The following is a 14452-nucleotide window of genomic DNA, read 5'->3' on the forward strand; positions in this document are numbered from 1 at the left end:
GGATGGCCATCACGATCAGTCCCGCTATCCGTCAGCGGCCGGTTGCGGCCTGTGTGGTCGGGGGAGTTGGAGGCCCGGGTATCGAAGACGTGTGACAGGTATGATGAGGTCCACGCTGCTCGGTCTACCCTTTCATCCACTGGTCGCCGGGTGGTTCACTGACCGCTTCGGTGGACCCACCGCCCCACAACGGGCGGGGTGGCGGGAGATCGCCTCGGGCCGGCACACCCTCATCGCCGCGCCCACCGGCTCAGGGAAGACCCTGGCTGCCTTCCTCTGGGCGATCAACCGGCTGGTGGAACAGGGGCTGGCGGGGGCGCTACCCGACCGCACCCAGGTGGTCTACGTCTCTCCCCTCAAGGCGCTGGGCAACGACATCGAGAAAAACCTGCAGGAGCCGCTGCGCGGGATTCGCCAGCGGGCTACATCTGCGGGGCTGGCGCTCCCCGAGCTCCGTATCGCCGTGCGCAGCGGAGACACCCCGGCGCGCGAGCGCGAGCGGATGCGGCGCCGGCCGCCGCACGTCCTCATCACCACCCCGGAGTCGCTCTTCATCCTGCTCACCGCCGCCGGCAGTCGGGCGTTCCTGCGCACGGCGGAGACGGTGATCGTCGACGAGATCCACGCTGTGGCCGGCGACAAGCGCGGCGCCCACCTGGCCCTGTCGCTGGAGCGGCTGGACGCCCTGGCTGGCCACCCCCTGCAGCGGATCGGGCTGTCCGCCACCCAGAAGCCCATTGGGGAGATCGCCGCGCTGCTGGTGGGCGCCGCCAACCTGCGTCCTGACGGCACCGTGGACTGCGCCGTGGTGGACGTGGGCCACCGGAGGCCCCTGGATCTGGCCATCGAGGTGCCCGACCAGCCGCTTGGCCCCATCACCACCAACGAGCTCTGGCAGGAGGTCTACGACCGCATCGCGGCTCAGGTGCGGGCGCACCGCACCACCCTGGTCTTCGTGCACACGCGCCGCCAGGTGGAGCGGGTGGCCCACCAGCTCAGCGGTCGGCTGGGCCGGGAGAAGGTGGCGGCGCACCACGGGTCGCTTTCCCGCGAGACCCGCCTGGGGACGGAGCAGCGGTTGAAGGCCGCAGAGGTGCCGGTGGTGGTGGCCACCGCCTCCCTGGAGCTGGGCATCGACATCGGGCACGTGGACCTGGTCTGCCACGTGGGCGCGCCGCGTCTCCTGTCCACCTTGCTGCAGCGGGTGGGCCGGTCGGGCCACGGCCTGGAGGCCACGCCCAAAGGCATCCTTTATCCGCTCACCCGCGACGAGCTGGTGCAGTGCGCGGCGGCGGTGCGGGCCGTCCGCGCGGGGGAGCTGGACCGCGTCACCATCCCTCACAAGCCCCTTGATATCCTGGCCCAGCAGGTGGTGGCTATCGCCGCCAGCGGAGAGATGGCCGAAGAGGATCTCTGGGGACTTGTGCGTCGCGCCGCGCCCTACCGCGACCTCACCCGCGGTGAGTTCGAGGCGGTCCTGCAGATGCTCGCTGAGGGGATGGCCACCGGGCGGGGGCGGCGTTCCGCCTACCTGCACCGCGACCGGGTGCACGGCGTGGTGCGTGCTCGCCGCGGCGCTGGTATTGCCGCCATCACCTCGGGAGGGGCCATTCCCGACGTGGCCGACTACGACGTGGTGGAGGAGCCCAGTGGTGCGCTCCTGGGCAAAGTGAACGAGGAGTTCGCTCAGGAGGCCATGGGCGGCGACGTCTTCCTCCTGGGCAACCGGGCCTGGCGCATCAAGCGGGTGGAACGGGGGAGGGTGCGTGTGGAGGACGCGCACGGGGCGAAGCCCACCATTCCTTTCTGGATCGGCGAGGCGCCGGCCCGCTCCGCCGAGCTGTCGCGGGCGGTTGCCGAGCTGCGGGCGGAGGTGGAAACGCGGCTCTTGGACCCGCAGGCCGCCGTCGCCTGGCTGCAGGTGGAGACAGGGGTGTCCCGGGCCGGGGCGGAGCAGATCGTAGCCTACCTGGCGGAGACCGCGCAGGTGCTGGGCGCCGTGCCCACACAGCGCATCGTGATCGCCGAGCGCTTCTTCGACGAGGCCGGCGGGATGCAGCTGGTGCTGCACCTGCCCTTTGGCGGGCGGATCACCCGCGCCTGGGGGTTCGCCCTGCGCAAGCGTTTCTGCCTCACCTTCGACTTTGAGCTCCAGGCCGCGGCCACCGACGACGGAATCGTCCTGTCGCTGGGGGAGCAGCACGCGTTCCCTCTGGACAGCATCTGGAGCTTCGTGCACCCGGCCACCCTGGAGGATGACCTGGTCCAAGCCGTGCTCCCTTCGCCCCTGTTCGCCAACCGCTGGCGGTGGAACGCGTCGCGCGCCCTGGCCGTGCTGAGATTCGAGCGCGGCCGCCGGGTGCCCATGCCCCTGCAGCGGATGCGGGCCGACGACCTGCTGGCCGCCGTCTTTCCCGCACAGGTGGCCTGCCAGGACAACCATGCCGGCCCCATCGTCCCCCCGGACCACCCGCTGGTGCGCGAGACCATCCGCAACTGTCTGCAGGAAGCCATGGATGTGGACGGGCTGCGGGCAGTGCTCCAGGCCATCGAGCGCGGGGAGATCCGCACGCTCTCCGTGGAGACGGCGGCGCCGTCGCTGATGTCCCACGAGATCCTGCACGCCAACCCCTACGCATTCCTTGACGACGCCCCGCTGGAGGAGCGCCGGGCCCGGGCCGTCGCCCTGCGGCGGACCGCTCCGGACCTGGCCTCAGGGTGGGGGGCGCTGGATCCGGAGGCCATCGCCCTCGTCCGGGCGCAAGCCTGGCCGGACGTGCGCGATGCGGACGAGCTGCACGACCTCCTGCTCTCCCTGGGCCTGCTGCCGCTGCCGGATGCCGCGGCGTGGGAGGCGTGGAGCGATGCGCTGCGGACGGCGGGACGCGCAGCGCTGGCCTCCTGGGAGGGCCCCGACGGCCTGCGCCGGGGCCTGGTGGCGGCGGAGCGCCTGCCCCTGGTCCGGGCCCTGTTGGGGCCGGTTACCCTCGATCCGCCCGTCACCGATCCGCCGGGGGTGCGCGCCTTTACGGAGGAGGAGGCTGCGGAGGCGGTCGTACAGGGCTGGCTGGAGATCCTCGGCCCGGTCACGGCGCATGCGCTCGCCTCCCGCCTCGGACTGCCTGGGTCCGTCGTGCAGAGGGCCCTGGCCGGCCTGGAAGGGCGCGGAGTGGCCCTGCGCGGCCGCTTCACCCCCGAGGCTGCGCCCGATCAGGTGGAGTGGTGCGAGCGGCACCTCCTGGCGCGGATCCACCGGCTGACCCTGGGCCGGCTGCGGAGGGAGATCGAGCCGGTGACCACGGCCGACTTCGTCCGCTTCCTCCTGCGCTGGCAGCACCTGGCCCCGGGGACGCAACTGCACGGTCGCGAAGGGCTGGTGGCGGTCATCGGGCAGTTGCAGGGGCTGGAACTCCCCGCGCCCGCCTGGGAGCAGTGGGTGCTCCCCGGGCGGGTCGCCCGCTACGACCCGGCGGACCTGGAGGGCCTCTGCCTCAGCGGTGTCGTGGCCTGGGGCCGGCTCGCCCGCAGAGAGCCTCCCGACAACGGCGAGGGAGAGGATCACCGGCCGCGACGGGCCTGGCAGGCACCCTCCCGGCAGGCACCTCTGGCCCTGCTGTTGCGGGAGGACCTGCCCTATCTGCTCCCCGTGCGGCCGCGGTGGTCGGAAACAGAGGGCCTCTCCCAGGAGGCGCGCGATGTGGCGGCCTACCTGGAGCAGCGCGGCGCATCGTTCCTCACCGACATCGCCCGCGGCACTGGCTATGTTCCCGCTGCGGTGGAGGACGCGCTGTGGGAGCTGGTGGCGCGCGGCCTGGTCACCGGGGACGGAATCGCCGGGCTGCGGGTGCTGCTGCAGCCGGAGGTGAAGCGCCGCGGCCTGCGCCGCCGCCTGCGCGTCCTGCGCGGCGGCCGCATTCCTCCCCGGCTGATGCCGGTGGGACGCTGGTCGCTGTGGGGGGGGGAGGATGAAGTTCCCCCGTCCGCCGCGCGCACGGAGTTTGTGGCCCGGCAGCTCCTGCGCCGATATGGCGTGGTCTTCCGCGACCTGCTGGCGCGGGAGAGCGCCGTCCCGCCCTGGCGGGCGCTGCTGGAGGTCTACCGGCGCCTGGAGGCCCGCGGCGAGGTGCGCGCCGGGCGGTTCGTCGGCGCGTTCCTGGGGGAGCAATTCTCCCTGCCCGAAGCCGTGGACGCGCTGCGCACGATTCGCCGCCAGTCTCCCTCCGCTGAGCTGGTGCTGGTCAGCAGCGCCGATCCTCTGAACCTCGTCGGCATCCTTCTGCCCGGCGGACGGGTGTCAGCCTTTGCCAACCAGTTCATCGCCTACCGGGACGGCGTCCCGGTGGAGGTCGGATCGCTGGGAGCCCTCAGAAGCCGCCTGCAATCCCTGCAGGTAACCGAGGGCCGGTAACTGAGACGGAGGGGTGCAGCTATGCGCAGGAGACTCCTTCTGGTACTGGGCTTCACTCTCTTGTCATTCTTTCCGGAGGACGTCTCCCAGGCTCAAGAGGTACGAGGAGTTGAAGTGGTGAGGGCCCGGTTCGGTGCAGGTCCCGATGCCCTGGGAGTAATCACACCCAGGGAGGGCAATCCTGAGGGCCCCATGAGCTTTGATTTAGGCAGGAATGGCGAGATCTTCGTTCTGGATCAGGTAAACTCCCGGGTGCAGGTCTTCAGAGCAGGAGAAAGAAGAAGGACGATCCGCATCCCGGGCCAGACGTTTGTCGACGTTGCTATTGCGTCCGCCAACAGAATTGTTTTATTGGACAATTTGGTAAAGAAGGCGGTCTACGTTCTTACCTCCGAGGGCAGGGTCCTGAACATTGTTCCTCTGGAAGGAAGGAGCATTTCCTATGCTCCGGCCGTGGAGGGAGTCTATAGCCGCGAGGATGGGAAATGGGCCGGTGTGTGGGTGGAGGTGGAAGAGAGGTCAGTGAGGATCGCCGCCCCCCACGGTGCACCCATGGTCAATCGCATATCTGTTCCGGGGCGCTTCACCCTCGACGGACGGAGGCTCATGCGGGCCGGCAAGATCGGCGACACTACGGCAGTTGTTTACCTTTCCAAGGAGGACAGTCTTGCGCAGTGGAGTGAATACACCGTCTCTTTCCCGATGTTCATAGCCCATCTCCTCGGACTCTGGGACGACCGGAAGGGAAGGATATACCTGGGCGCATTTCTTGAGGAGGGCTCCGCAGCCTCGAATGTGGTTGTTATCCTTGGTCCGCAGGGCAGGGAACTGGGGCGAGTCAGGCTCTTCGTACAGCGAATGCCCCACGAGGTCTACCGCTCAGTGCGGGTCTCCCCGGAGGGGAAGATCTTCCAGATGGCCCTGGGTGCTCGGGGCGTCTTCGTGAAGGTCTTCGACCCGGGGTACTGAGATCTGCAACGCAGGGAACCCCGGTCGGCTGGCAGAACACTCACGGCGGTTTATGCGCCGTACCGCGTCCATCCTCCTGATCTTCCTGACGGCTCTGGTTCCGGCGGCGGTCGCCCAGCGTGGAGCGGCCGCCACCCCCGGGACGGCCGCTCCGCTGCGGCTCGTGCTGGACAACGGCCTCACCCTCATTGTCCAGGAGAACCACGCCACCGAGATCGTCACCCTGCAGGCCTGGGTGAAGGCGGGCTCGCGCGACGAGAGCGATGAGATCAATGGCGCCGCCCACTTTGTAGAACACATGCTGTTCAAGGGGACCCGCCGCCGCCGGGTGGGGCAGATCGACCGGGAGGTGGAGGCGCTGGGAGGAATCCTCAACGCCTCCACCTCGTTCGACTACACCCAGTACTACATCGTTGCTGCCAGCCGCTACTTCGACCGCGTCCTGGATATCCAGGCCGATGCGCTGATGCACTCCACCTTCGACCCTCAGGAGGTGGAGCGGGAGCGGTTGGTGGTCCTGGAGGAGCTCAGGCGGCGCGACGACTCTCCCTCCGCCCGCACCTTCGACGCCCTCTACGCCACCGCCTATACGGTGCACCCGTACCGCCGGCCCATCGCCGGGACGCTGGCGGTGATTCAGGAGATGACCCGTGACCAGCTCTTCGCCTTCTACACCACCCACTACGCCCCGGCCAGGACCACCGTGGTGGTGGTGGGCGACATTACCGCAGAGGACGTGGCGCGCCGGGTGCGGCAGGCCTACGGCTCCTGGCGCAGGCAGGCGGCCCCGCGGCCGCCCGCCCCGCCCGAGCCCGCCCTGCCCTCAGTGCGCCGGGCGACGGTGGAGGCCGACCTGCGCGCCGCCTACCTGCACATGGGCTGGCTGGGCCCCTCCGCCCGTGACCCGGACGTCTACGCCACCGACATTCTGCTGTACGTGCTCGGCCGCGGCCGCGGCTCGCGGCTGGTGCGCAGCGTTCAGCAGGAGCAGCGCCTGGTGCAGCAGATCAGCGCGGGCTTCCCCACCGCCCTCGATCCCACCCTTTTCACTGTCTTTGCCGTCACGGAGCCCGAGAACCTGGCCCGGGCGGAAGAGGCCATCCTGGCGGAGGTCCGCGCCGTCCGTGACCAGGGGGTTAGCCAGGAGGAGCTGCGCCGGGCGAAGACCCTGCTGGAGGGCGAGGACATCGTGGCCAACCACACCACCCGAGGCCTGGCCACCACGCTCGGCTTCTACGCCACCGTCGCCGACCTGGAGTTCGCCCTCGCCTACCGCGATCGCATCCGCCGGGTCAGCGCCGAGGACGTGCAGCACGCCGCCAGACGGTTCCTCGATCCACAGCGCTACGCTGTGGTGCTGCTGCAACCGCGGAGACAGCCGTGATGCCGCGGCATGGTGGCAGGGCTAGCCGCCCGGGCCTGAGCCGAAGGCTGGCGTCGCTTCTGACGCTGACAGCGCTGGCCATACCGGTACTGACGGCAGGGGGCGCGCCGGTTGCAGCGGCTCAGGCGCCGCCGCAGGGGGCGGCTCCCCTCTCCCGCCACGTCCTGCCCAGCGGACTGGTCGTTCTGATCCGGGAGAACCGTACCGCCGACCTGGTGGCGGTGGACGTGCTGGTACGGGCCGCGCCGCGGGTGGAAGAGGCCGACGAGGGCGGGGCCGCTTTCTTCGTGCGGGAGGTGCTGTTTCGGGGCACGGCCCGGCGCAGCGCCGCCGACATCGCCACCGGGCTGGAGGCGGTGGGCGGGTCGCTGAGCGCCCTGACCTCCTTCGACTACACCGAGCTGGCCGCGGTGGCCCCCACGGCGGCCACGGATGCCGCCCTTGACCTCCTGGCCGACCTGGTGACCGACGCGCGCTTCGACCCGGCGGACGTTGAAGCCCAGCGCCGGATCAGTCTGGCCCGCCTGCGGGCGCGGGCCGACCAGCCGGCTGCCCGAGCCTTCGACCTGGCCCTGGCTGCTCTTTACCCTCTGCACCCCTACGGCAAGGGGCTGCTGGGCAGCGCGGAGACGGTCTCCGCCCTCAGCCGCGATCGGCTGACGGCCTTCTACCGGACGTTCTACACCGCGCCCAACATGGTGGTCTCGCTCGCCGGCAACCTCCCGGCGGAGGTGGCCCTGCGCAAGGTCGAGCAGGCCTTCGCCCGACTGCGCCGCCAGCCTCCTCCCCACAGGGTCCGCCTGCTGCGGGTGGTGGAGGGCGCGCTCGCCCCCCGCCCCGCGCAGCGCCGGGAGGTGCGGGAGGTGCGGCAGACCGCACAGGCCTCCATCGTCGTCGCCTACCTGGGAGTGCCGGCCGGGCACCGCGACTGGGCCGCGCTGCGCGCATTGAGCGCCATCCTGGGCGAGGGGCTCTCTTCCCGCCTGTTCGTGGAGATCCGGGAGAAGCGGGGGCTGGCCTACGCGGTGGGTTCCTCCTTCTCCACCCTGGCCGGGCCTGCGCCCATCCTCCTCTCCGCAGGGACGGACCCGGCAAACGAGACCAGGGTGGTGGAGGCGCTGCTGGGCGAGGCCGCCCGGCTGGGGGAGGCGGCCGCTGCGCCGGGGGAGATGGACCGCGCCAGGCAGCGGATCATTGGGGTACATGCCATCGACCACGAGGACCTGCGCCGCCAGGCCTTCCTGCCCGGCTTCTACGAATTGCTGGGGGTGGGGTACGCCTTCGACGGGCGCATCCCCGACCTGGTCTCCCGGGTGAGGGCGGAGGACGTGCAGCGCGCAGCCCGCCTCTACCTGCAACACCCTGTGGTGGCTGTCGTGGCGCCGCCGGCACGGTAGGGCACCTCCAAAGGTGTAGGGCACCACAAAGGGTGGGAGGCTATTCCCGGGGCCCCGCCGCGCCGGCAGCGGAGGGCCACGGACGGGTTTGCAGGATTTCCTGCAAAAATCCCTAATGTCCCTATTGTGGCAGGAAATCCTGTGAACCCCGGTTTGCTGCAGCGGATTGACCAGCACTACCAGCACCTCTCCCCTGCCCACCGCCGTGTAGCGGAGTTCCTCCTCAGCTCCTACGACCAGGCTGCACTGCTGACCTCGGCGCAGCTGGGACAGCGCGCAGGCGTCAGTGAGTCCGCCGTCATCCGTTTTGCCCAGCAGTTGGGCTATCCCGGGTACCCGGAACTGCGCGATTCCCTGGCCGACCTGCTGCGGAGCCGCACGGCGCACGTGGCCCGGATGGAACAGGCCCTGGGGACCCTGCGCCGCGTTCAGGACCCGCTGCAGCGGGTCCTGGAGCAGGATCGGGTTGCCCTTGACGAGTTGTGCCGCACCTGCTCTCCTCGCCTGATCGAGTCCGTGGCCCGGCGGATCCGCCGCGCCCGCACCGTTTACGTGATGGGTCTGGGAATATCCCGGTCCCTGGCCTCCTTCCTGGAGTTCCGCCTCCGCCGCATGGGTATCGACGTCCGCCCGATCCTGTACGGTGGCTCGGAAGCCTGGGAGCGGCTTCCCTCCATCGGACGCGGCGACCTGCTGGTGGCCATTGGGTTCTTCCGGGGATACCGGGACATCGTGCTGGGGATGCGGTATGCCCGGGCCCGCGGCGCGCGGACCGTGGTCATCACCGATACGGCCGATTCTCCCCTGGTGCCCGAAGCCGATGTGATGCTCGTCGCCCGAAGAGGCGATCTGGCCGTGATCAACTCCCTGGTGGTGCCCATGGCACTGCTCAACCTGCTGACCATAGCGGTGGCGCTGCAGGATGTGGGCCGATCGATGGCATCACTGCAGGAGTGGGACCGGCTGCGGCAGCAGCTGGAGGGACCGCTGGAGCGGCCGCGCCTGGCACCCCGGCACGGCCGCACCACGAAGAGCGGGAAGGGTAGAAGCACACTGAAGATGCTGGGAGGGGGAGGGGAATGAACATCGTCAGAGTCTGGGCCATGGTGCTGGCACTGCTGGGCGGGTTGGGATCGACCACCTCGGCCGCCCCCCCGGGGGGCACGGTGGTGCTGTACACCTCGCTGCCGCAGGAAATCGCCACGAATTTCGCCAGGGCCTTCATGGCCAAGGTCCCGCAGGTGAAGCTGGAGGTCCTGCGCTCGGGCAGTACCGAGCTGGAGCGCCGCATCTTCGCGGAGATGGAGACCGGTGGCATCCGGGCGGATGTCCTGTGGCTTGCCGACGCGCCTGTGTTCATCACCCTGCGGGAGAAGGGCCAGCTGCTGCCCTACCGGTCGCCGGAGGCGCGGATGATCCCGGCGGCGTGGAAGGACCCCCAGGGATTCTTCACTGCAGGGCGGCTGATCAACATGATCATCGCCGCCAATACCACGCTGATTCCCGAGCGCGTCGCGCCCAAACGCTGGGCCGACTTCCCCCGGTACGGGAAGACCGCCGCCATGCCCAATCCGTTCTTCTCGGGTTCGGTGTTTGTGGTGGTAGCGACCTTTGTCAAGGAGTACGGATGGGACTGGTTCGAGCGGGCTCGCCGGGAAGGCGTTCAGGTCTTGCGTGGCAACTCCGAAGTGGCTCGGGCGCTGGCCGCCCGCGAGTTTGGCGTGGGCATGACCCTGGACTTCATCGCCTACGGGATGATCCGGGACGGGGCGCCGCTGGCCATCATCTGGCCCGAAGAGGGCGCGGTGAGCGTCCCCAGTCCTCTGGCCATCACCAGAAGCGCCAAGAACCCGGAGGGTGCCAAGCAGTTCATCGACTTCGTGCTCTCCAGGGACGGCCAGCGGGCGCTGGTGGAACTGGGGATTATCCCTGTGCGCGCCGACGTGGAGCCGCCAAGAGGATTGCCCAGGGCGGCGGAGATCAAGACGCTGCCGGTACCGTTTGAGTGGGCGGCGGCCAACGCGGCGGAGATCCGGAAGAAGTTTGAGGAAATCATGCTGAAGTAGCAGTTGCGGTCAGAGGGCGCAGAGGTGACCGTCCCCGGGCAGGTGGCCGCGCCGCTGGCTGCGCGGGTGCGGCTTTGGAGTGACCCCCGCGTGCCGGGTGTTGTGGCCGCGGCGGTGCTTCTGGCTGCCATCGTCGTCTACCCGCTGGCGCTGGTGCTCGTCCGCAGCCTGAAAGTCGATGGGGCCTGGAGCCTGGCTACGTACGCCCGCGCCGTGTCCCCCGACAACCTGCGGCCGCTGTGGAACACGATCTGGACAGCGGCGCTCACCAGCCTGCTGGCCATGGTTGCGGGCACCATCCTGGCCTTTCTCTTGGTCCGCACCGACCTTCCGGGCCGCCGGGGGATTCGCACGCTGCTTACCCTGCCCTACGCCATTCCGCCCTTCTTCGGGGCCATCGCCTGGGCTCAGTTGCTGGGCCCTCAGGGCTACCTGTTGCGCCCCCTGCTCAACCTGTTGGGGATCGCTCAGGCGCCCTGGACCATCTACACCCCCAGCGGCGTGGTCGCGGTGATGGCAATCCACTTCTTTCCTCTGGTGTTCCTTACCGTGGCCGCCGCGCTCGAGCGCATGGACGTGAGCCTGGAGGAGGCGGCACGGACGTCGGGCGCGGGCACCCTGCGGGTGATGCTACACATTACCATCCCCCTGGTTTTGCCAGCGATTCTGGCGGGTGGGGTACTGACCTTCATGGGCGCAGTGGCCAACTTTGGCATTCCCGCGCTGCTGGGGCTGCGCGCGCGGTTTTTCGTCTTGACGACCAGCATTTATGCCGCATTGAACCTGCCCGACTTCAGTCTGGCCACAGCCATGTCCATGCTGCTGGTGGTGATCTCTGTGGGCGCCCTGGGGCTGCAGCGGTGGATTCAACGGGGAGAAGGGCGGTTCGCGGTCATCGCCGGGAAGGCCATCCACCCGCAGCCCCTGCGTCTGGGGGCGTGGCGCTGGCCCGCGTTCGCGGTGGCTGCGACCTTCGGTATGGTCATTGCCGTCCTCCCCATTGCGGCGCTTCTGTTGACGTCGTTCCTCCGCTACTACGGCGCGCCGCTGGAATTGGCCAGCCTGACCACGCGCCACTACAGGTACATCCTGGGGTTGGAGCAGGTACGGCGCGCGGCGATCAACAGCGTATTCCTCGCCTCCGCCGCGGCCACCCTGTGCATGGGTCTGGGAACCGCCATCTCCTACGCGCACACCAGGGCGAGGATCTCCGGCAGTGGAGTACTGGACGCTATCGGTACCCTTCCGTATGCTATTCCCCATACCGTGATCGCCATTGCCGTCCTGCTGGCCTGGGCGCGGGCAGGCTTGTACGGCACGCTGACCATCATCCTGCTGGCGTACCTGCTGGCCTACCTGCCGTTCAGCCTGCGAACGACCAGCGCCACCTTGCAGCAGATTCATGGTTCGCTGGAGGAGGCCGGTCGGGTATCGGGCGCCGGTCCGCTGCGGACGTTTCGAGACATCGTATTGCCCTTGGCCAAACCCGGCATGCTGGCAGGTTGGATCCTGGTGTTCATGCCGGCCAGCCGCGAGCTGACCATGTCCATCCTCCTGTTCAGCCTGCGCACGGAGACCATCGGTGTCACCATCTTCAACATGCAGGACGCTGGCTATACGCAGATTGCGGCGGCCCTTTCGGTGGTCGTGCTGGTGGCGATCCTGGCGGGGAACCTGCTCGTCCGCAGGGTGAGCAGGGGGCAGCTTGGATTCTGATGGCAGCATAAGGTATCGCCGGGGAAGGGACGGCGACCGCGGGTCTGTGGGTGATCTCGATGGACAAGATCGTTGTCCGGGGGCTGTGGAAGGAGTTTGATGGGACAACGGCTGTAGCCGACGTCAGCTTCACTGTGGGCGAGCTTGAGTTCTTCACCCTGCTGGGGCCCAGCGGTTGTGGCAAGTCCACCACCCTGCGCTGCATCGCCGGACTGGAGGAGCCGACGCGCGGAGAGATCAGCATCGGCGGGCGGCTGGTCTCGGCGCCGGCCAGCGGGATCTTCTGGCCTCCGGAGCGGCGGTCGGTGGGCATGGTATTCCAGAATTACGCGGTGTGGCCCCATATGACGGTGTTCGACAACGTGGCCTACCCATTGCGTCTGCAGAAGCTGGATCGCCGGACGATCGAGGCCCGCGTGCGAGAGGTGCTGGACCTGGTGGCGCTGCGCGGTCTGGAGCGCAGGTTTCCGGCACAGCTCTCCGGTGGACAGCAGCAGCGCGTGGCCCTGGCCCGCGCCCTGGTGCGCCGGCCTGAGGTGATGCTCCTGGACGAGCCATTGTCCAACCTGGACGCCAAGCTTCGGGAGCAGATGCGCTTCGAATTGAAGGAGCTGCAGCGGCGCATGGGTGTACCCATCCTATACGTCACCCACGACCAGGCCGAGGCCATGGCGCTGTCAGATCGGGTTGCGGTGATGAGCCGCGGTCAGATTGTGCAGGTTGGGGCGCCGCTGGAGATTTACAGACACCCCAATGATCGATTCGTCGCTGATTTCATGGGCCTGATGAACTTCCTCCCGGGGAGGGTGCTGGCTCGCCAGGGCGAGCAGGTGGTGGTAGAAGTTCTGGGACAGCGGATCCCAATCGTCGACCGCTCCGCCCTGGTCGGGCCGGTGATGGTGGCGGTGCGGCCAGAGGACCTGGTCATGGGGCAGGAGGGCCATATGGCCGGCACGGTGGAGGTGCGGAACTTCATGGGGTCCTTCATCGACTACAAGGTGCGTGTGGCGGACCGGACACTGCGCGTGCAGACACCCAACGCCCAGGTGTATGGGGAAGGCGAGCGGGTGGCGCTGCGGGTGGAGCGGGCGCTCCTCTTTGCCGCAGAGGCGCCGGCGTGAGGCCCGCCCTTTCTACCACCTCGCTGCGCTCCTTTGCCATCCGGGACGTCGTTGAGGCGGCACACCGTATGGACTATGCGGGCGTGGAGATCTGGGCAGAGCACCTCTGGGCCCGCGGCGAGGACCCTGCGACGCTGGCCCGGCAGGCCGCGACGTATGGATTGACGGTCAGCGTGCACGGCCCTAGCCGTGACCTCAACGTCACCTCCACAAACCCCGGGATCCGGGAGGAGTCGCAGCGCCAGTACTACCGTGCGCTGGATGATGCTGCTCGCCTGGGGGCGTCGGTCATCGTCTTTCACCCGGGGGCACTGTCGTCGTCTCGAGACCGGCCGGAGGACTACTGGCCGCGGTTGACCGCGTTCTTTGCCGCGTTGGGCCAGGTCGCAGGGAAGCGGGGCATCACCCTCACCGTAGAGAACATGGAAGAGCGTCCCGGCGAGTTCGTCACCCATCCCGGAGACGTCGTCCGGCTGGTGGATGCCGCCGGCACCTCGGCGCTGGGGCTTGCCCTGGACATCGCACACCTGCTCTTCAACCGGAAGCCGGTGGACCTGACCGGCCTGGAGCGGTACATCAGGCACGTGCACCTGAGCGGTTCCACCGACACGCTGGCCCACGTGCCACTGGCCGACGGGCTGTACGACCTGCGCCCGCCTTTGCGCCAGCTCGCCCGGTTCTATACCGGGATTATCGCCATCGAGGGGTACGTGGCTGAACGAGAGATGCGGAGCGTTGAGGAGAACCGGCGAGTCTTCGACCGACTTATTCGCTTTGTGGCAGCCACGTCGTTCCCCGATCCATGATCAGAGACGCAATGATGGTGACATCACGCGCCGGCTCCGTACGTCCCACACACCGCGGCTGGTCAGGCGAACCCAGGGCAGGGAATCGAAGGTGAGGAACATCAGGCTGTAGATGGGGTCTGTGAAGCGGTAGCCGCGGACGCGCAGCAGGGCGGAGAGCCGGCGGTTGGCCTCCACCACTGCGGCCCAGGGCCGGCAGGAGAATATCCCGCCCAGCTCCAGCGGAAAGGCGAAGACCTCCCGTCCCTCCTCCACCACCACAATGCCCCCGCCCAGGTCGGCCAGGCGACCGGCCGCAGCGGCCATATCCGCCGGCTCCTGCCCTACGACCAGCAGGTCCAGCGCCGTGTTCACCGTGGTGGCCAGCCCGCCCAGCCTAGCAGCGAACCCTTCCAGGCGGCAGCGGGTCACCCACCGGCCCTTGCGGTCGACCAGCGCAGTCTGGAGCCAACCATCCGCCGAGGCCATCTCCGTCGGTTCGGTGATCACGTCGTTGACCAGGCGGCAGGCCGGAAGGGATGCGTCCGGCGCAAAGACGTCGCGGGAGACCCGGGGCAGCCGCAGAGGGCCCAGCGTGTCTGCCCA

At 68.8% G+C, this 14452-nt stretch carries 10 protein-coding genes; 9 read left to right on the top strand and 1 reads right to left on the bottom strand.

The features are described 5' to 3' along the window. Positions 1 to 100: 100 nt before the first annotated feature. The 9 genes from QN152_06915 (at position 101) to QN152_06955 (ending at position 13867) form a co-directional block, all read left to right on the top strand. The gene (locus QN152_06915) at positions 101 to 4408 is read left to right on the top strand and encodes a DEAD/DEAH box helicase (GenBank protein ID MDR7539250.1); all 4308 of its coding nucleotides are present in this window, start codon (positions 101 to 103) and stop codon (positions 4406 to 4408) included. Positions 4409 to 4429: 21 nt separating this feature from the next. Next, complete coding sequence (locus tag QN152_06920; GenBank protein ID MDR7539251.1) at positions 4430 to 5377, top strand: hypothetical protein; 948 nt, start codon at positions 4430 to 4432, stop codon at positions 5375 to 5377. A 52-nt stretch (positions 5378 to 5429) separates the two neighbouring features. Further along, a complete protein-coding gene (locus QN152_06925; protein MDR7539252.1) occupies positions 5430 to 6761 on the top strand; it encodes a pitrilysin family protein in 1332 nt (443 codons plus the stop codon). Then, complete coding sequence (locus QN152_06930; GenBank protein ID MDR7539253.1) at positions 6761 to 8158, top strand: pitrilysin family protein; 1398 nt, start codon at positions 6761 to 6763, stop codon at positions 8156 to 8158. Before QN152_06925 ends, QN152_06930 begins: the two co-directional genes overlap by 1 nt. Positions 8159 to 8299: 141 nt before the next feature. Next, entirely contained in the window at positions 8300 to 9241 is a 942-nt protein-coding gene (locus QN152_06935) for a MurR/RpiR family transcriptional regulator (protein MDR7539254.1), read from the top strand. Continuing rightward, the gene (locus tag QN152_06940; GenBank protein ID MDR7539255.1) at positions 9238 to 10224 is read left to right on the top strand and encodes an ABC transporter substrate-binding protein; all 987 of its coding nucleotides are present in this window, start codon (positions 9238 to 9240) and stop codon (positions 10222 to 10224) included. Before QN152_06935 ends, QN152_06940 begins: the two co-directional genes overlap by 4 nt. A gap of 24 nt (positions 10225 to 10248) precedes the next feature. Next, entirely contained in the window at positions 10249 to 11940 is a 1692-nt protein-coding gene (locus QN152_06945; protein ID MDR7539256.1) for an iron ABC transporter permease, read from the top strand. Positions 11941 to 11999: 59 nt separating this feature from the next. Continuing rightward, positions 12000 to 13061: an ABC transporter ATP-binding protein gene (locus tag QN152_06950; protein ID MDR7539257.1), complete on the top strand. Its 1062-nt coding sequence runs from the start codon at positions 12000 to 12002 to the stop codon at positions 13059 to 13061. Further along, positions 13058 to 13867 (top strand): sugar phosphate isomerase/epimerase family protein, encoded by an 810-nt coding sequence (locus QN152_06955; GenBank protein MDR7539258.1) that lies wholly within the window; start codon positions 13058 to 13060, stop codon positions 13865 to 13867. The genes QN152_06950 and QN152_06955 overlap by 4 nt, the downstream gene beginning before the upstream one ends. Here the strand turns inward: QN152_06955 and QN152_06960 are convergent. After that, positions 13868 to 14452 (bottom strand): adenine deaminase C-terminal domain-containing protein (locus QN152_06960; protein ID MDR7539259.1); only part of this gene is annotated, 585 nt, incomplete at its 5' end. It abuts the gene before it with no gap.

It is taken from the genome of Armatimonadota bacterium (assembly GCA_031459715.1).
Lineage (GTDB): Bacteria > Sysuimicrobiota > Sysuimicrobiia > Sysuimicrobiales > Humicultoraceae > Humicultor > Humicultor tengchongensis.

Coding starts and splice junctions, on each gene's coding strand:
- QN152_06915 (MDR7539250.1), top strand. CDS start 101: ATGATGAGGTCCACGCTGCTCGGTCTACCCTTTCATCCACTGGTCGCC.
- QN152_06920 (MDR7539251.1), top strand. CDS start 4,430: ATGCGCAGGAGACTCCTTCTGGTACTGGGCTTCACTCTCTTGTCATTC.
- QN152_06925 (MDR7539252.1), top strand. CDS start 5,430: ATGCGCCGTACCGCGTCCATCCTCCTGATCTTCCTGACGGCTCTGGTT.
- QN152_06930 (MDR7539253.1), top strand. CDS start 6,761: ATGCCGCGGCATGGTGGCAGGGCTAGCCGCCCGGGCCTGAGCCGAAGG.
- QN152_06940 (MDR7539255.1), top strand. CDS start 9,238: ATGAACATCGTCAGAGTCTGGGCCATGGTGCTGGCACTGCTGGGCGGG.
- QN152_06950 (MDR7539257.1), top strand. CDS start 12,000: ATGGACAAGATCGTTGTCCGGGGGCTGTGGAAGGAGTTTGATGGGACA.